This window comes from Mesoterricola sediminis (assembly GCF_030295425.1).
In the GTDB taxonomy this organism is placed as follows: domain Bacteria; phylum Acidobacteriota; class Holophagae; order Holophagales; family Holophagaceae; genus Mesoterricola; species Mesoterricola sediminis.
On sequence record NZ_AP027081.1, the window covers coordinates 4393445 to 4411695 of the forward strand.

Sequence of the window (18251 nt, forward strand, 5' to 3'; positions counted from 1 at the left end):
CCGGCCCCGGAATCCCAAGGCAGACAGGTTTCACATGGAAAAAGCGTTCCGCCCCATCGACCTCGAACGGCTCGCGTCCTGGATCTTCCGGGACCTCGACGCCCGCGAGACCGTCCTCGGGATTCCCAAGGCCAACATCCAGCTGCCGACCCCCCGGATGGCGGCGCGCGTCCTCGGGCACACCGTGGCCGCCCCCCTGGGGGTGGCCGCGGGTCCCCACACCCAGCTGGCCCAGAACATCGTGGCCAGCTGGCTGTGCGGCGCCCGGTTCATCGAACTGAAGACCGTCCAGATCCTGGACGAGCTCACCATCAGCCGGCCCTGCATCGACAGCGCCGACGAGACCTACAACTGCGAGTGGAGCCAGGAACTCAAGCTGGAGCAGAGCTTCGAGGAGTACCTGAACGCCTGGGTCCTCGTCCACGCCCTCGCCCACCGCCTGGGGGTCGAGCCGGGCACCCACTTCGCCATGAGCGTCGGCTACAACCTGGAAGGCATCCAGAGCGACCGGGTGCAGGCCTTCATCGCCCGCATGCGGGACGCGGGGCCGGCCCTCGACGCCGCCGTGGAGCGGGTCGCCAAGGCCTATCCCGCCGTGCGCGACCTGGCCATCCCCCGCCAGCTCTCCAACCACATCACCCTGTCCACCATGCACGGGTGCCCGCCCGTCGAGATCGAGCGGATCGCGGCCTTCCTGATCAAGGACCTGGGCGTGGACACCTGGGTGAAGCTGAACCCCACCCTGCTCGGCCCCGAGCGCCTGCGCGGGATCCTCAACGACACCCTGGGCTTCGACATCGAGGTGCCCGACGAGGCCTTCGGCCACGACCCCAAGTTCGACGACGCCATGGCCATGGTCCGCAGCCTGGCCCGCACCGCCGAGGGCCGTCCCAACGCCTTCGGTCTCAAGCTCAGCAACACCCTCGAGGTGGTGAACCACCGGCCCGTCTTCCCCGCCGCGGAGAAGATGATGTACATGTCGGGCCGGAGCCTCCACCCGCTCACCCTGACCCTGGCCCACCTGGTGACCGAGGAGCTCGACGGGCAGGTGCCCATCAGCTTCTGCGGCGGCGCCAACGCCAGCAACTTCCCCGACCTCGTCGCCGACGGCCTCGGGCCCGTCACCGTGTGCACGGACCTGCTCAAGCCCGGCGGCTACGCGCGGCTCCAGCAGTACCTGGTCAACCTGGAGGAGGCCATGGCCTCCACCGGCGCCCGGGACCTGGACGCCTTCGCCCAGGCGGTCTCGGGCGGCCACGGCCCCCGCTTCAATCTGGCCCGCCACGCCATCCGCGCGGCCGGGGACGACGCCTACACGCGCCGGGCCAGGCCCCTGGTCTTCAAGGGGGACCGCCCCCTGGGGTCCTTCGACTGCGTCGCGGCGCCCTGCGCCGACGCCTGCCCCACTCACCAGAACATCCCCGACTACATGTGGCTCGTGGCCCACGGCCGGCCCGGGGAGGCCATGGAGGTCATCCTCCGCACCAACCCGCAGCCCGGCGTCACCGGCAGCGTCTGCGACCACGTGTGCACGGAGCGCTGCGTCCGCAACTTCTACGACTCCCCCCTGGCGATCCGCGAGATCAAGCGCTTCGCCTTCGAGAACGCGACCCCGGAGAAGCCCCAGCCCGGACCCTCCAACGGGATCCAGGTCGCCGTCGTCGGGGCCGGCCCCGCCGGGCTCTCCGCGGCCTACTTCCTCGCCCGGATGGGCTTCAGGCCCGTCGTGTTCGAAGCCCGCTCCGAGCCCGGGGGCATGGTGAGCGGGGTCATCCCCGGCTACCGCCTGACCCGCGAGACCCTGGAGGCGGACCTGGACCGGCTGCGCGCCCTGGGCGTGGAGATCCGCTTCGGGCAGGCCCTGGGCCGGGACCTCACCCTGGCCGGCCTGCGCCGCGACTTCCCCTACGTGTTCCTCGGCGTCGGCGCCCAGCGCGGGAAGCGCCTGGGCATCCCCGGCGAGGACGCCGCCGGCGTCATGGACGCCCTGGTCTTCCTGGACAAGGTCCGGTCGGGCGCGTCCCTGGACCTGGGCCGCAACGTGCTCGTCATCGGCGGCGGCAACTCCGCCATGGACGCCGCCCGCAGCGCCCGCCGCCTTGCCGGCGAGGGCGCGGTGGACCTCGTCTACCGGCGCACCCGGGCCCAGATGCCCGCCGATCCCGCCGAGGTGGAGGACTGCGTCCTCGAAGGCATCGGCCTGCGGGACCTCCTCGCCCCCGTCGAGGTCGAGACGCGGGACGGCCGGGCCACCGGCCTCGTCTGCCAGCGCATGGCGCTGGGCGAGCGGGACGCCTCCGGCCGGCCCCGGCCCGTGCCCGTGGAGGGCGCCTTCGTCACCCTCCCCGCCGACACGATCATTCCCGCCATCAGCCAGGAGCCCGTGCTGGACTTCCTGGAGGGCCTCGATGTCCGGCGGCGCCGGGACGGCTCCCTCGAGGCCGACCCCCGCACCCGGGAGACCAGCGTCCCCGGCCTCTTCGCGGGCGGCGACGCCGTCCACGGTCCCGCCTCCGTCATCCAGGCCATCGCCGACGGCCGCGCCGCAGCCGAGGCCATCGGCCGCCGCCACGGCCTCGTCCCCGCCCCCGAGCCCGCCCTGGACAAGGGCAATCCTGCGGCCCGGGCCATGGAGAAGAAGAGCCGCGTCACCCGGCCGCAGACCGTGCCCGTCCTGCCCGTGACGGAGCGGGAGGGCTTCGCGGAGGTCATCCAGGCCTTCGGCGCCGAGGCCGCCGCCCTCGAGGCCAGCCGCTGCCTGGACTGCGACGATCTCTGCAGCCTCTGCGTCACCGTGTGCCCCAACCGCGCCAACGTGGCCTACGCCGTCGAGCCCTTCAGCCTGCGCCTGCCCAGCCTGGTCGCGCGGGAGGGCCGCCTCGTCGCCGAGGGTTCCTGGGTCTTCGAGGTCGCCCAGCCGGTCCAGACCTGCAACATCGGGGACTTCTGCAACGCGTGCGGCAACTGCGACACCTTCTGCCCCGCCGCCGGGGCCCCCTACCGCGACAAGCCCCAGTTCTGGATCGACGCGGCGGGCTACCGGGAATCCCCGGCCGACGCCTTCAGGTTCGAGCCCCTGGACGGCGGTGTCAGGCTCCATGCCCGTCTGGGCGGCGTCGAACACACCCTCACGGTGGCCCAGGGCCTCGCCGACTACCGCTCGCCCCTGCTCCACGCCCGCTTCAAGGCGCCGGGGTGGGAGCTGATCGAGGTCGAAGCCGTGGGGCCCCTCGCCGAAGGCCAGCAGGCGGACCTGGCGGAATGCGGCCAGATGCTCGCGCTGCTCTACGCCCAACCCGAACTGCCCGGGCAATAAATAAAAATTTTCCTGGATGTGAAAATTTTTTATTGACGCCCGGGTCCTCAATTATAGAATCCAAGGAAACTCAGACGTTTCTCCTTCCCACTCCCCTGCCGCCCCCCAAGGGCTGAATGACCGGAGGTGATATGAGCACCACGCAAGGGATCCATCCCGTGGACGAGGTTCTGCCCCTGGGCAAGCTCTCCCTGCTGGGGATCCAGCATGTGCTGGTCATGTACGCCGGCGCCGTCGCCGTCCCGCTGATCGTGGGCGGGGCCCTCAAGCTCCCCAAGGAGCAGCTGGCCCTGCTGATCAACGCGGACCTCTTCGCCTGCGGCATCGTCACCCTCATCCAGGCCCTGGGGATCTGGCGCTTCGGCATCCGCCTCCCGGTGATGATGGGCGTGACCTTCGCGGCCGTGAGCCCCATGGTCGTCATGGCCGCCGACCCCACCATCGGCATCACGGGCATCTTCGGCGCGGTCATCGCGGCCGGCATCTTCGGCATCCTCGTGGCGCCGGTCATCAGCTGGCTGCTGCCGCTCTTCCCGCCGGTGGTGACGGGCAGCATCATCTCCATCATCGGCATCTCGCTCATGCGCATCGGCATCAACTGGGCCGCCGGCGCCCCGGGCCCCATGATGCGCGACGCCGCGTCGGGCCTCATGGTGCCGAATCCCGCCTACGGCGCCCCGGTCCACCTGGCCGTGGCCGGCATCGTCCTGGCGGCCATCCTCCTCATCATCCGCTTCGTGAAGGGCTTCTTCGCCAACATCGCGGTCCTGCTGGGGATCATCCTCGGCATGGCCATCGCCATCGGCCTCCACAAGGTGAATTTCACCGGCCTCGCGGCCCAGCCCTGGTTCGCCGTCGTCCGCCCCTTCCAGTTCGGCATGCCCACCTTCCGCACGGGCGCCGTCCTCACCATGTGCCTGGTCATGATCGTGGTGATGGTGGAGAGCCTGGGCATGTTCCTGGCCCTCTCGGAGATCACCGGCAAGCCCCTCAGCCAGAAGCAGCTGTCGGACGGCCTCCGGGTGGACGGCCTGGGCACCCTCATCGGCGGCATCTTCAACACCTTCCCCTACACCTCGTTCTCGCAGAACGTGGGGCTCGTGGGCGTGACCGGCGTCCGCAGCCGCTTCGTCTGCGTCATGGGCGGCGGGATCCTCCTCGCCCTGGGCCTGGTCCCCAAGCTCGCCTTCGTCGTCGCTTCCGTCCCCCTCTTCGTCCTGGGCGGCGCCGGGATCGTGATGTTCGGCATGGTCGCCGCCACCGGCATCCGGATCCTCGGGGGCGTGGACTTCCAGCGGAACCGCCAGAACCTCTACATCGTGGCGATCAGCATCGGCTTCGGCATGATCCCCCTGGTCGCGGACAAGTTCTTCCAGCGCATGCCCAAGTCCATGGAGCCCCTCCTGGGCAGCGGCATCCTCCTGGCCTCCCTCACGGCCATCGTCCTCAACCTCTACTTCAACCAGCTCAAGCGCGGCGATGAGGCCCGGCAGGACTCCGCCGGCGCGACGCACGGCAGCGAAGCCTGAACCGCCCGGAATAGGCGACAATCGAGTCAGCAATCCTGCAGTTCCCCCCCCACCCATGGCCTCCCTCACAGGACCGGGCCATCCAGAAAGGAGAAGTTGCATGAAGAAGCTCACCCTCGCCGCCCTGGCCCTCGCGGCCCTGGCCTCCCCCGCGTCCGCCGCCATCTGGAGCGATACCTGCATCGGCTTCCGGACGGGCAACGACTTCCAGGAGCCCGGGATCGACAAGAAGATCGCCAAGAGCATCATCTTCCTCAACCACGTGTCCGGCTACACCTACGGCAGCAACTTCTTCAACGTGGACATGCTGAAGTCGGACAAGAACGATCCGATGAACTCGGCCGAGCCCGGCGCGAGCTCCGGCGGCGCCCAGGAGGTCTACGTCGCCTACCGGCACAACCTCAGCCTCTCCAAGGTCTTCAACACCAAGCTGGAGTTCGGCCCCGTCACCGACATCGAGTTCACGGCCGGCTTCGACTACAACTCCAAGAACACGACCTTCGCGCCGTCCGTCTTCAAGGTCGTCGCGGGCCCCACCTTCTCCTTCAAGGTCCCCGGCTTCCTGACCCTCAGCGCCCTGTACTACAAGGAGAAGAACCACAACGCGTTCGGCAGCTACTCCAAGTCCATCGGCGGCTGGAACGACGTCTCCTTCGATCCCGCCTTCCGCGTCGCCGCGGCGTGGGGCATCAAGATCCCCCTCGGCGCCGTGAACACCACCTTCAAGGGCTTCGGCACCTACACCACGGCCAAGGGCATCGACGGCTCCGGCGTCCCCACCGCCCCCGAGACCCTGATCGACACCACCTGGATGTTCGACATCAGCCCCGTCTTCCGCGCCAAGGCCGGCACGTGGCAGCTGGGCCCCGGCTACCAGTACTGGAACAACAAGTTCCGCAACCCCACCTACGCGACCTGGGCCGAGACCCCCGCCGGCCGCGTCGTCAACCCGCGGACCTCCACCTTCCAGGTGGCCATCGAATACCACTTCTGACCTGAACCCGGGCGCGGGGCCCCGCCCCGCGCCCTCCCATCCGAGGATCCCCATGACGCCATTCGTTTACCGGTGCACGGACTGCGGGCGCACGTATTCCCGCGACGAGGTCCGCTACCTGTGCCCGACGTGCGGGGAATCCTACCGTCCCGGCATCCCCCTGACGGGGGTGCTGGAGGCCGTCTTCGACTACCCGGCCATCCACGGCCGCTTCCAGCCCGGGCGCCCCGACTGGGGGCTCTTCTGCGCCGTGGAGGACCGCTACCATCCCCCCCTGCCCGTGGGCAACACGCCCATGGCCCGGCTTGACCGGACGGCCGCCGAGCTGGGCCTCGGCACCCTCTGGGTCAAGAACGACGGGCTGAACCCCAGCGGCAGCCTCAAGGACCGGGCCTCCTTCCTGGTGGCCGCCGAGGCCGCCCGCCTGGGCATCGACCTGATCGTGGCCGCCTCCACGGGCAACGCCGCCTCGGCCCTGGCCGCCGTCTGCGCCTCCACGGGCCAGAAGGCCCTCATCTTCGTCCCGGAGAAGGCCCCCAAGGCCAAGCTGGTCCAGATGGTCCTCTACGGGGCGACGGTGGTGCCCGTCAAGGGCACCTACGACGACGCTTTCCGGCTCTCCCTGGACTACACGGCGAAGCGCGGCGGGCTCAACCGGAACACGGCCTACCATCCCCTCACCCTCGAGGGGAAGAAGACCGCCGGGCTCGAGATCTGGGCCCAGGCGGGCTTCCGGGTGCCCGACGCCATCTTCGTGTCCGTGGGCGACGGGGTGATCCTGGGCGGCGTGGCCAAGGCCTTCCTGGACCTCAACCGCGCGGGCCTCATCGACCGCCTCCCCCGCCTCATCGGGGTCCAGGCCGACACCTCGGACGCGATCCACCGGTACGTGGAAACGGGCGTATACTCCGACGCGGCCAACCCCACCACCCGGGCCGACTCCATCTCCGTGACCTGCCCCAGCAACGCCCACGGCGCACGGCGCGCCATCCTCGAGAGCGGCGGCCTCACCCTCACGGTCACCGACGAGGAGATCCTGTCCGCGCAGGCGACCCTCGCCTCCCGCTCGGGCATCTTCACGGAACCCGCGGGCGCCACGGCCTTCGCCGGGCTCCTCAAGCTCCAGGCCTCCTCCCGCGCCCTGCCGGCGGACGCTTCCGCGGTCATCCTGGCCACGGGGAACGGCCTCAAGGACGTGGAGGCCCCCCTCTCCCGCATCAGCATCCCGCCGGCGGTGGAGCCGGTCCTGGAGGCCCTCTCCCTGTGAAGACCGTCATCCGCAACGGCCGCGTGGCCATGGGCGACCGCCTCGTCGACGCCGACCTCCTCCTCGTGGACGGCCGGGTCGCCGCCGTGGGCGGGACCGGGCCCGCCGACCGGGAGCTGGACGCCTCCGGCTGCTACGTCCTGCCCGGCTTCATGGACTTCCACACCCACGTGGACGACCGCATCGGACGGCACTACCTGGCCGACACCTACGCCACGGCGACCCGCACCGCGGTGGAGAACGGCATCACCACCCTCTGCACCTTCGTGACCCAGGGCCCCGGGGGCACCCTCCGCTCGGCCATGGCCGAGGCCCGCGCCAAGGCGGCCGGGAGGTCCTACGCCGACGTGCTCTGGCACCTGACGCCCACCACCTTCTCCGGGGCGGACCTGGCCTCCCTGGAGGTCCTCGTGGCCGCGGGCTACCGGACCCTGAAGCTCTACACCACGTACAAGCCGGCCGGACTCTACGCCAGCTACGAGGTCCTGGAGACCCTCTTCCGCCGCCTGGGCCCCAAGGGCGCCACCTTCCTCGTCCACTGCGAGGACGACGCCCTCATCGCGGCCGTGGACCGCGCCGGGCTGGACCTCTCCCGGGCCTCCTCCCATCCCCGCATGCGTCCCGAGGCCGCCGAGATCGAGGCGGTGCGCCGGGTCGCGGACCTCGCCGCGGCGACGGGCGCGCCGGCCCACGTCGTCCACGTGTCCACCGTGGGGGCGGCCCGGCTCATCGCCGAGGCCCGGTCCCGCGCGGACCTCACCTGCGAGACCTGCCCCCAGTACCTGGTCCTGGACGAGGGCTGGCTGGCGCGCCCCGACGGCCACCGCTGGCTCTGCTCGCCGCCCCTGCGCGGGGACCGGGAGGCCTTCCGCGCCCTCGCCCGGGACGGCGTCTTCGACATGGTCGCCACGGACCACTGCCCCTTCCGGCCCGAGGACAAGGACGCCTGGGACGGCAGCGACATCCGCCAGGTCCCCAACGGCCTCGCCGGCCTGGGGGCCTTGCCCCACATCACCTGGAAGATCTGGGAGGATGATCCGGACCGCTCCGCCCTGGGCCTGGCGGCGCACCTCGCCGCCCATCCCGCCCGCCGGGCAGGGGTCGCCCACCGCAAGGGCGCCCTCCTTCCCGGCCTGGACGGGGATGTCGTCGTGCTGGATCCCTCGGGCCCCGAGCGCCCCGTCCGCTCCGCGGACGTCCCGACCCCCGAGGCCTTCCCCCGCGAGACCACCCGCCTCCGCTTCCGCCATGTCCTGCTCCGGGGCGTCCCGGTCGTGCAGGACGGCGCGCTCCTGGACCCCGGCGCCCCGGCCGGACTGCCCCTTCAACCCGACCCCGAAACCCTTCCCCAATCCTGATCCAGAGGAGGATCCCATGACCGCAGGCATCGAGACCCAGCGCGCGACCATCACCGAGAACCTGAAGGCCTTCCAGGCCCTCAAGACCGACCTCTTCCACAAGGACTTCCTCCTCACCTGGGACCACCCCGAGGAGACCATCCGCGCGGTCGTCACCCTCGCGGACACCCTCAAGCAGCTCCACAAGGCGGGCCAGTCCTACCGCTGCTTCGACACGGGCCTGGCGATCTCCATCTTCCGCGACAACTCCACCCGCACCCGCTTCAGCTTCGCCAGCGCCGCCAACGCCATGGGCCTGGGCCTCTCCGACCTGGACGAGACCAAGAGCCAGATCGCGCACGGCGAGACCGTCCGCGAGACCGCGAACATGATCAGCTTCCTGACCGAGGTCATCGGCATCCGGGACGACATGTTCCTGGGCGAGGGCCACACCTACATGAAGGAGGTGGGCGACGCCCTGACGGACGGCACCAGCCAGGGCGTGCTCCACCGCCGCCCCAGCATCGTCAACCTGCAGTGCGACGTGGACCACCCGACCCAGTCCCTGGCCGACCTCGCCTGGCTCCGCCAGCACTTCGGCAGCCTCGAGAACCTCAAGGGCAAGAAGATCGCCATGACCTGGGCCTACAGCCCCAGCTACGGCAAGCCCCTCTCCGTCCCCCAGGGCATCATCGGCCTCATGACCCGCTTCGGCATGGACGTGCGGCTGGCCCACCCCGAGGGCTACGGCCTGATCCAGGACGTGGTCGACATGGCCGGCCGCCAGGCCCAGGCCGCCGGCGGCAGGTTCTCCGTCAGCAACAGCATGGAAGAGGCCTTCGACGGCGCCGACATCGTCTACCCCAAGAGCTGGGCCCCGTTCCAGGTCATGGAGCGCCGCACCGAGATGCTGAAGAACGCCGACAAGGAAGGGCTCCGCGAGCTGGAGAAGGAGTGCCTCGCCAACAACGCCCGCTACCAGAACTGGGAGTGCACCCGGGCCATGATGGACCGCACCAGCGGCAAGAAGGCCCTCTACATGCACTGCCTGCCCGCGGACATCACCGACGTCAGCTGCAAGGCCGGCGAGGTCTCCGCCGAGGTCTTCGAGCAGTACCGCATCCCCACCTACCATGAGGCGAGCTACAAGCCCTTCGTGATCAGCGCCCTGATGTTCCTCACCCGCATCAAGGATCCCGGCGCCAAGCTCGAGCAGATCGTCCGCCGCGCCCAGAGCCTGAGCCTGTAGGCCGAAGGAGAACCCATGTCCAGGATCATCAAGACCTACAACGAAGAAGTGGTCAAGCGCACCGCCAAGCGCTGCAAGGACCGGGGGATCATCATCCCCACCTTCGAGCAGATGCGGCACCCCGGCACCGCCCCCGAGGCCGTGAAGGCCCGGCTGAAGACCGTCGGCCTCTGGGACGTCGATCCCGCGAACCTCTTCCGCATCACCTGGAAGAACGACCACGCCACCGGCCTCTTCGGCGGCCCCAACCACCTGGAGATCCCCTCGGTGATCACGGGGGTCAAGGCCCGGATCATCGGCATGGTCGGCAAGTACTTCCCCACCGGCGCCCACAAGGTCGGCGCCGCCTTCGCCTGCCTCGTGCCCCGCCTCGTCAGCGGCGAGTTCGACCCCGACCGCCACAAGGCCGTCTGGCCCTCCACCGGCAACTACTGCCGCGGCGGCGCCTTCGACTCGGCCGTCCTCGGCTGCACCGCGGTGGCCATCCTGCCCGAGAACATGAGCAAGGAGCGCTTCACCTGGCTCGCCGAGATCGGCTCTGAAGTGATCGCGACCCCCGGCTGCGAGAGCAACGTGAAGGAGATCTACGACAAGTGCTGGGAGCTCAAGGCCGACCCCAAGCACATGATCTTCAACCAGTTCGAGGAGTTCGGAAACCCGGTCTGGCACTACAACGTGACGGGCCCGGCCATCGAGGAGGTCTTCAACGCCATCCGCACCCCGAAGACCCGCCTCGCCGCCTACGCCAGCGCCACCGGCAGCGCCGGGACGATCGCCGCGGGCGACTACCTGAAGGCGCACCACCCCGGCGCCAAGGTCATCGCCACCGAGGCCCTCCAGTGCCCCACCCTGCTCATGAACGGCTTCGGCGACCACCGCATCGAGGGCATCGGCGACAAGCACGTGCCCTGGGTCCACAACGTGCGCAACACGGACGCCATCGCCGCCATCGACGACGAGGACTGCATGCGCATCCTCCGGCTCTTCAACGAGCCCGAGGGCCAGGCCTACCTCGCCTCCCTGGGGGTGTCCGAGGCCGTGCTGAAGCAGCTGCCCCTCCTGGGCATCAGCGGCATCTGCAACATGCTGGCCGCCATCAAGGCCGCCAAGTACTGGGAGCTGGACGAGAACGACGTGGTCTTCACCATCTTCACGGACAGCTGCGACATGTACCGCAGCCGCCTGGAGGAGCAGACGGCCGAGCATGGCGCCTTCACGGCCATGGACGCGGCCCGCAGCCACACCGGCAGCCTCGAGCGCCAGGCCGTGGACCACTTCAAGGAACTCACCTTCCCCGAGCGCAAGGCCGTGCACAACCTCAAGTACTACACGTGGGTCGAGCAGCAGGGGAAGACCTACGAGGAGATCTGCGCCCAGTGGGATCCCGAGTACTGGCGCCAGCTCTTCACGGAGGAGGCCGCCGAGTTCGACAAGCTCATCGTGAAGTTCAACGAGGAAGTGAGCCGGGCCTGACGGGCGCCCCCGCCCTCCACCGCGCCTCCGCGTCCATCTCCCGGGAGGGACGCGGAGGCGCGGGTGTTCCCGGCGGGCGCGGCCCCGGTCCCTTCCCGCCCCCGCCGGGCGGGCCTTTGTCCTAGAATCCAATTCCAGGGAAATTCCATGCCCAACCGCATCCTCATCGAGAACGGCACGATCCTCACGTTCGGCTCCCCCTGCCGGGTGCTCGAAGGCCAGGCCCTGCTCATCGAAGACGGTGTCATCCGCACCCTCGCGCCCAAGGGCGCCATCGCCGGGCCCTTCGACAAGGTGCTCGACGCGACGGGCCAGGTGGTCATGCCCGGCCTCGTGAACGCCCACATGCACTTCTACTCCACCCTGGTCCGGGGGCTGGGCAAGGCCGCCCCCAGCCGGAACTTCCAGGAGGTCCTGGACAACCTGTGGTGGCGGCTGGACCGCAAGCTGGGCCTGGACGACGTGGAGGTCAGCGCCGAGGTCATCCTGGCCGACGCCGTCCGCAAGGGCACCACGACCCTGGTGGACCACCACGCGAGCCCCTTCGCCGTCACGGGTTCCCTGGACCGCATCGCCGCCGCCGTGAAGCGCGCCGGCGTCCGCGCCTGCCTCTGCTACGAGGTGTCGGACCGGGACGGGGCCGCCATTTCCGAGGAGGGCCTGCAGGAGAACGCCGCCTTCGCGCGCCGCTGCGCGTCCGAGCGCGATCCCCAGCTCCGCGCCCTGTTCGGCCTCCACGCCGCCTTCACCCTCGAGGACGCCACCCTGGACCGCGCCGCGGCCCTGGGCCGGGAGGTGGGCACGGGCTTCCACGTGCACGTGGCCGAGGCCGCCTCCGACGTGGCCGCCAACCTGGAGCGCCACGGCCTCACGCCCGTCGCGCGGCTCCACGCCCACGGCCTCCTCGGGCCGGACTCCATCGCCGCCCACTGCGTCCACGCCACCCCCGCCGACCAGGAGCTGCTGGCCGCCGCCGGCACCTTCGTGGCCCACAATCCCCAGTCCAACCTCAACAACGCCGTGGGCATCGCCGACGTCCTCGGCATGTGCGCCCGGGGCGTGCGGGTCGGCCTGGGCACCGACGCGATGACGGTCGGCATGCTCGAGGAGATCCGGGTCGCCTTGTGGGCCCAGCACCTGCGCCAGGACAACCCCTCCTGCGCCTTCATGGAGATCGCGGGCACCCTCTTCGCGCGGAACCCCGAGCTGGCCACCCGCCTCTGGGGCTTCCCCCTGGGCACCCTGGAGGAGGGCGCGGCCGCGGACGTCATCCTCGTCGACTACCATCCCCCCACGCGCCTGGACGGGAACACCGTCCTTGGCCACCTGATCTTCGGCCTCTCCCAGGCCGCGGTGGACACCACGGTGTGCGGAGGCCGGATCCTCATGGAGCGCAAGGTCCTGGTGAACGGCCTGGACGAGGCGCGGCTCGCGGCCCGCAGCCGGGAGCTGGCCGACGCGCTCTGGGACCGGTTCTGAGGCGCCCGTGAAAGGCCTGCGGGAGCTCGCCGCCGCCATCCGGTCCCTGGAGGGGCCGGCGGCGCTGTCGACCCTCGTCCGGGCCCGGGGCAGCTCGTACCGCAAGCCCGGGGCCCGCATGGTGCACGCCCCCGGAGGGGTCCGCGCCGGCGGCATCAGCGCCGGCTGCCTGGAGACGGATGTCCTGGAGCGCGTCGAGCGGGTCCTGGCGGCCGGCGTCCCCGCCCTGGCCACCTACGACATGGGCAGTGACCTGGACCTGGTCTGGGGCACGGGCATGGGCTGCCAGGGCCGCGCGGACGTGCTGATGGAACCCCTGGAGCCGGGCCGCCTCCCCTGGTGGATGACCTGGTGCCTGGACCTCATGGAGACCCGCGGCCGGGGCGCCCTGGCCACGGTCTGGGCCGCGGAGGCCGGCGCCTTCGCCGGCCCCGGGGACCGGTTCATCCTGACGGAGGACGAGACCCAGGCCCCGGCCGCCCTGGCGGAGGCCCTGCGGGCCGTGGAGGCGTCGGGGGAGCCCGCCGACTTCGAGGCCGAGGGGGTCCGGGCCCTCCTGGAACCGGTGCTCCCCCCCACCGCCCTCTGGATCGTGGGCGCCGGGGACCACGCCCGGCCCCTCTTCCGGATCGCCCGGAACCTGGGCTGGTACCTGGGCCTGGCGGATCACCGGCCCGCCCTCGCCACCGCGGCCCGCTTCCCGGAGGCGGACCGCATCCTCGTGGGCCGGGCGGGGGACGTCCTGGCCCGCGTCCCCTTCGACGCCCGCACCGGGGCCCTGGTGGTGAGCCACGTCTTCGAGGAGGACAAGGCCGCCCTGGACGCCCTCCTCCGCGCGCCGCTGGGCTACCTGGGGCTCCAGGGCAACCGCCGGCGCTCGGAGCGCCTCCTCCAGGAGCTGGAGGCGGAGCGGGGGCCCCTGCCCGCCTCCGGCCTGGCCGCCCTCCACTTCCCGGCGGGCCTGGACCTGGGCGCGGAATCCCCCGAGGCCATCGCCCTCTCCATGATCGCCGAGGCCCAGGCCGTGCTGTCGGGCCGGAAGGGCGGCCCCCTGCGGGACCGGAAGCTGCCCATCCACGGGTGAGGCCGGACAGGAAGACGGTGCATGAGGCGCGCATCCCGCGCGCCGCATGCACCGTCCCGCAGCCCCGACGGGGCGATCCGGAGCGCCTACTTCCGGGCGGCCACCTTCACCGGCGCCGGCCTGACCTTGTCCTTCAGCTCGCGGAGGGCCAGCTGGCCCTGGCGGGCGAAGTCGATGGCCTCGCCCAGGATGCGGGCCACCTCCTGCGGGGCGTGGAAGCCCATGGAGTTCTCGGCGTTGATGAAGTCGGAGCGCCACTGCGCCTTGCGCTGGTACTCGAAGACGTCCTTGAGCTGGGCCTCGTCATAGCCTTCGGCCCGGGCCTTCTGGAGGTCGTTGATGAGGGCGACGACGGCGTCCTCGGCCCGCAGCATGAGGGTGTGGGTGCGGTCCTGGATGGCCTCCACGCGGGCCTTCAGCTCGCCCTCGGGGAAGCGGTGGCAGGTCTGGCAGGCGCGGTTCACGTTGAGGAGGGGGCTGGCCACCCGGTGGTCGCTGATCTTGAGGGCGCCCTCGCGCTGGTAGGGCATGTGGCAGTCCGCGCAGGAGACGCCGGAACGGGCATGGACGCCCTGGCTCCAGATCTCGAATTCGGGGTGCTGGGCCTTGAGGACCTCGGCGCCGGTCCGGGCGTGCTTCCAGTCGAAGAACCGGTGGCCGTCGGCGAACTTGTAGTTGTCGTAGGTGGCCTCGATCTCCTCGACCTTGAGGCCGCGGTCCCAGGGGAAGAAGAGGGTGGTCTTGGGGCCGCAGTAGTACTCGACGTGGCACTGGCCGCACACGAAGGACCGCATCTCCTGCCGGGTGGCGTCCCGGTTCGGGTCGTAGGCCTCCTTGCGGTCGCCCTTGCGCCACTTCTCCACGGAGGGCAGGTGCGGCACGGGGGAATCGGACTTGGCCAGGGCGACGATGCCGCGCAGGAAGCCGGGCTTGGTCACGCGGAGCTGCATGGTCTTGGGATCGTGGCAGTCGGCGCAGACGACGGGGTGCTTCACGAGCTTGGTGGCCTCGGCGTAGGGCAGCTTGCACACGGCCTCGAAGCCGGCCATGAGCTGGGCCTGGCCCTTCTCGCTGAGGAAGGGATCGTCCAGGGAGCCCGCCGCGCCGGCCTTGAGGCCCGCCTCGCGGTAGGGGATGGTCGTGGCGCCGTGGCAATGGAGGCAGGCGCCGCTCTGGGGACGCTCGGTGACGCGCTTGGTGGCGCGCTGGTCGTCCAGCATGAAGGCGTGGCCCCGCCGGTTGCGGTAGTCGATGGCGAAGGCGTAGCCGTCGAAGATCACCGGCAGGCGCGGGTCCTCCACGATCTTTTCGGGCGGGAGGGCCTCGCTGCCGCCGCCGCCGTACTTGGTGCCGTAGCGCTCCGAGGTGCGGAGGTAGCCGTCGTACTGGCGGGGGAAGTTCTTGCCCCAGAGCGCGGGGTCCAGCGTCTTCTCGTCCAGGTCGACGAGGCGCACGGAAGTCTGGAGGGCCTCCATCTTGTGGCGGGTGACGCTCGCGTTCAGGGCCAGGACGAGGATCGTCCCGACCGCCGCGGCCGCGGCGATGAGGCCTAGGCGGAACACCGGGCGGGTGTGGAGGGGGGGCTTGGGATCGTTCATGGGTGGCCTCGAGAAGGGATCTGGGATCTGGGGCTAGCGTCCGTGGCCCACGCCGGGGTGGCATTTCACGCAGCCGTAGAGGCCCCCGCGGGGCTCCGCGGAAAGCCCCCCGTGGGCGGTGATGTCGTTGACGAGCGCGGCGTGGCAGCGGATGCAGTTGGCTTCCAGCACCTCCGCGTTGCCGGGCTTGATCTGGATCGGATCGTGGAAGTCCATGAGGGTGAAGGCGCGGCTGTGGTGGTAGCCGTTGCTGGCCTTCACGTAGAGCTTGCCGATGGCGCTCTCGTGGGGCAGGTGGCAGTCGTTGCAGACCGCGGCGGCGTGGTGGGAGCTGTGCAGCCAGCCCTCGTACTGCTCGCGCATCACGTGGCAGTTCACGCAGACGGCGGGGTCGTTGGAGAGGTACGAGGTGCCGTGGGCCGAGACGAAGGTGAAGAGCCCCGAACCCAGGAACGCGCCGACGAGGATCGGGATGGCGATGCCCAGGGCCCAGAGCGCGCCGCGGGGCTTCACCTGCCGACCGCCAAGTCCTCCTGCCATGGCTTCCTCCGAATCCGTCCTAAATACGGCTATGCAACTAGGCTGCACGCGAAGCCTAGAATCTTCCTTGACGGAAATCAAGACGTGAAACTTTTCTCGAAAAGAATCTAACTGTTTATTTATAAATTGGTTGCCCGGGGTTCCAGGCGAGGATGAAGTCCGCCACGGCCTCCGGATCGTCCAGGTCCAGGCGGGGCACCGGCAGGTCCGGGAGGGCCTCGTCCGACGCCACGGCCACGATGTGGGGGTCGCCGCCGACCAGCAGGGGCTTCCCTTCGGACCGCCGGTGCACCTCGATCTTGGGGTGGGGATGGGTCTTGAAGCCCTCGATCAGGAGCAGGTCCACGGGCGTCATGCGCTCGATGAGCGATTCGATGGAGGGTTCGGGCGCCTCCCGGTTCTCGTGCATGAGGACCCACCGGTGGGCGGCCACGACGAGCACCTCGGAGGCCCCGGCCTCCCGGTGCTTCCAGGAGTCCTTGCCCTCGGTGTCCAGGTCGAACCGGTGGTGGGTGTGCTTCATGGTGGAGACCTGGAGCCCGCGGCGGCGCAGGACCGGGAGGAGGGCGGTCACCAGGCTCGTCTTGCCGCTGCCGCTCCAGCCCACGATGCCCATGATCCGCATGGCCTCACCCCTTCCGTCCACCTTTCACCGCGCCGGGGCGCATGGGCAGCCAGTGGTCCACGAAGAGGGGCTGGGCCACCTTGTCCGCCGCCTTGAGGCGGTGCAGGGTGCCGGTGTGGTCCTGGCTGGCCGCGACGATGGCGAAGGCATGGGCCAGCGCCGCGAACGTTGTCATGCTGCAGCTGAAGAGCAGGTCCTCGCTGGGCACGGGGATGTGGATGTCCGCGTAGGGCGCCAGGGGCGAATCCGCGCGCTCGGAGAAGGCGAGGACCGGCACCCCGGACTCCTTGGCGAAGACGGCGGCGTCCACCGTCTCGCGGCTGTAGGGCGCGAAGCTGAGGACGATCAGCAGGTCGTGTTCCCCCAGGTTGGCGACCTGGTTGGAGAAGTCGGAGGGGATGGCCCCGATGCAGGGCAGGCCGGCCTGGGTGAGGTAGAAGGCCAGGATCAGGCTCATCACGTGGGAGACGCCCCGGCCCAGGATCACCCGGTGGCGGGACTGGGTGATGAGGGCCACCGCCTCCTCGAGGGTGCCGTGGTCCACCATCTGGATGAGCCGGTTGAGGTTCTCCCCGTCCCGCCGGGTCACTTCGGCCAGGGTGCCGAAGACGTCGGTGGGGGCCTCCATCATCTCCAGGTCCGTGTCGCCGCTGCGGGCGTGGCAGGCCGCGCGGAGGGCGTCGCGGAACTCGCTGAAGCCCTTGTAGTCCAGGCGCTTGGCGAACCGGACGACGGTTCCGACGCTCACGTTCGCCCGGTGCGCCATGGACTCGATGCCCCAGAGGGCGCCCAGGAGGTGATCGGACATGAGCACGTCCGCGATGCGGCGCATGGCGTCCGGAAGGTCGCGGTACGCCTCCGCGAGGCGCGCCTGGATGGGGGTATCGGACGTTTGGGCGTTCATGGGTGATGAAAAGTGTAGCACCAGGGGCGGGGGGCAGGGGCCCGGCGCCGGGTATCCTGTCCCCATGATGTACGCCGCCCTCGCCTCCGGCTCCAAGGGGAACTGCCATGTCTTCTCCCGCCCCGGGTCGACCCTCCTGGTGGACGCCGGCATCTCCCTCAAGCAGATCCGCCTGCGCATGGCCGCGGTGGGGCTGGAGGAGGGGGCCGAGGTGGCCGTGGCCCTCACCCACGAGCACTCGGACCACATCGGGGCGGTGCCCGTCCTCCTGAGACGGACCCCCTGGCTGTTCATGGGCACGCCGGACACCTTGGCGGCCGTGGAGGCCGCGACGGGGGTGGAGATCCCCCCCAGCCGCCGGATCCCCCTGCGCGCCGGTTCGCCCGAGCGATGGAACGGTTTCGAGGTGCTCCCCTTCACGACCCCCCACGACGCGGCCGATTCGGTGGCCTACCGGGTCTCCGCGGACGGCCTGCGGGCCGCCGTGGTGACGGACCTGGGGCACCCCACGGCCCTGGTGGAGGACCACTGCCGGGACCTGGACCTGCTCGTCCTGGAGGCCAACCACGACGTGGTGATGCTCCGGGAGGGGGACTACCCCCCCGCCCTGAAGGCCCGGATCCTCAGCCGCGTCGGCCACCTCAGCAACGAGGCCATGGCCGACCTGCTGGCCCGGGTGAACGCCCCCGCCCTGCGCACGGTGGTGCTCGCCCATCTGAGTGAACACAACAACCTGCCGGACCTGGCCCGGCTCGCCGCCGAGGCGGTCCTGGCGGGCAGCGGCACCCGCCTCCTGGTGGCCAGCCAAACCGTTCCCCTCCAGGTTGCGGACCCCGCCGTTTAGGACGAGGATGGA

General features: G+C 70.5%; 14 protein-coding genes. 10 read left to right on the plus strand and 4 right to left on the minus strand.

Going from position 1 to position 18251, the window contains the following annotated elements; translation table 11 throughout:
* Positions 1-34 precede the first annotated feature (34 nt).
* The 9 genes from ygfK (at position 35) to R2J75_RS19210 (ending at position 13728) form a co-directional block, all read left to right on the plus strand.
* Positions 35-3316 carry a putative selenate reductase subunit YgfK gene (gene ygfK / locus R2J75_RS19170; protein WP_316410815.1) on the plus strand — a complete coding sequence of 1094 codons (3282 nt, stop codon included), beginning with the start codon at positions 35-37 and terminating at the stop codon, positions 3314-3316.
* 131 nt (positions 3317-3447) lie between these two features.
* Positions 3448-4845, plus strand: a complete 1398-nt coding sequence (locus R2J75_RS19175; RefSeq protein ID WP_243333398.1) for a nucleobase:cation symporter-2 family protein — start codon at positions 3448-3450, stop codon at positions 4843-4845.
* A gap of 100 nt (positions 4846-4945) precedes the next feature.
* Complete coding sequence (locus R2J75_RS19180) at positions 4946-5839, plus strand: hypothetical protein (RefSeq protein ID WP_243333392.1); 894 nt, start codon at positions 4946-4948, stop codon at positions 5837-5839.
* Between the two features lie 52 nt (positions 5840-5891).
* Positions 5892-7106, plus strand: a complete 1215-nt coding sequence (gene thrC / locus R2J75_RS19185) for a threonine synthase (protein WP_243333390.1) — start codon at positions 5892-5894, stop codon at positions 7104-7106.
* Positions 7103-8464 (plus strand): dihydroorotase, encoded by a 1362-nt coding sequence (locus tag R2J75_RS19190; RefSeq protein WP_243333387.1) that lies wholly within the window; start codon positions 7103-7105, stop codon positions 8462-8464. The genes thrC and R2J75_RS19190 overlap by 4 nt, the downstream gene beginning before the upstream one ends.
* A 16-nt stretch (positions 8465-8480) precedes the next feature.
* Positions 8481-9692, plus strand: a complete 1212-nt coding sequence (ygeW, locus tag R2J75_RS19195) for a knotted carbamoyltransferase YgeW (RefSeq protein WP_243346694.1) — start codon at positions 8481-8483, stop codon at positions 9690-9692.
* Between the two features lie 15 nt (positions 9693-9707).
* Positions 9708-11165 carry a pyridoxal-phosphate dependent enzyme gene (locus tag R2J75_RS19200; protein ID WP_243333384.1) on the plus strand — a complete coding sequence of 486 codons (1458 nt, stop codon included), beginning with the start codon at positions 9708-9710 and terminating at the stop codon, positions 11163-11165.
* Between the two features lie 147 nt (positions 11166-11312).
* Entirely contained in the window at positions 11313-12644 is a 1332-nt protein-coding gene (ssnA, locus tag R2J75_RS19205; protein ID WP_243333382.1) for a putative aminohydrolase SsnA, read from the plus strand.
* A gap of 7 nt (positions 12645-12651) precedes the next feature.
* Positions 12652-13728: an XdhC family protein gene (locus tag R2J75_RS19210; protein ID WP_243333380.1), complete on the plus strand. Its 1077-nt coding sequence runs from the start codon at positions 12652-12654 to the stop codon at positions 13726-13728.
* An 86-nt stretch (positions 13729-13814) separates the two neighbouring features.
* Here the strand turns inward: R2J75_RS19210 and R2J75_RS19215 are convergent, their stop codons facing one another.
* The 4 genes from R2J75_RS19215 to R2J75_RS19230 form a co-directional block, all read right to left on the minus strand.
* Positions 13815-15326 carry an ammonia-forming cytochrome c nitrite reductase subunit c552 gene (locus R2J75_RS19215; RefSeq protein WP_243333378.1) on the minus strand — a complete coding sequence of 504 codons (1512 nt, stop codon included), beginning with the start codon at positions 15324-15326 and terminating at the stop codon, positions 13815-13817.
* 33 nt (positions 15327-15359) lie between these two features.
* Positions 15360-15866 carry a cytochrome c nitrite reductase small subunit gene (nrfH, locus tag R2J75_RS19220; protein WP_243333377.1) on the minus strand — a complete coding sequence of 169 codons (507 nt, stop codon included), beginning with the start codon at positions 15864-15866 and terminating at the stop codon, positions 15360-15362.
* 115 nt (positions 15867-15981) lie between these two features.
* The gene (gene mobB, locus R2J75_RS19225; protein ID WP_243333374.1) at positions 15982-16491 is read right to left on the minus strand and encodes a molybdopterin-guanine dinucleotide biosynthesis protein B; all 510 of its coding nucleotides are present in this window, start codon (positions 16489-16491) and stop codon (positions 15982-15984) included.
* 4 nt (positions 16492-16495) lie between these two features.
* Positions 16496-17395 carry a MurR/RpiR family transcriptional regulator gene (locus R2J75_RS19230; RefSeq protein WP_243333372.1) on the minus strand — a complete coding sequence of 300 codons (900 nt, stop codon included), beginning with the start codon at positions 17393-17395 and terminating at the stop codon, positions 16496-16498.
* 64 nt (positions 17396-17459) lie between these two features.
* Here R2J75_RS19230 and R2J75_RS19235 point away from each other — a divergent pair, with 64 nt between their 5' ends.
* Complete coding sequence (locus R2J75_RS19235; RefSeq protein ID WP_243333370.1) at positions 17460-18239, plus strand: MBL fold metallo-hydrolase; 780 nt, start codon at positions 17460-17462, stop codon at positions 18237-18239.
* Positions 18240-18251: the final 12 nt, after the last annotated feature.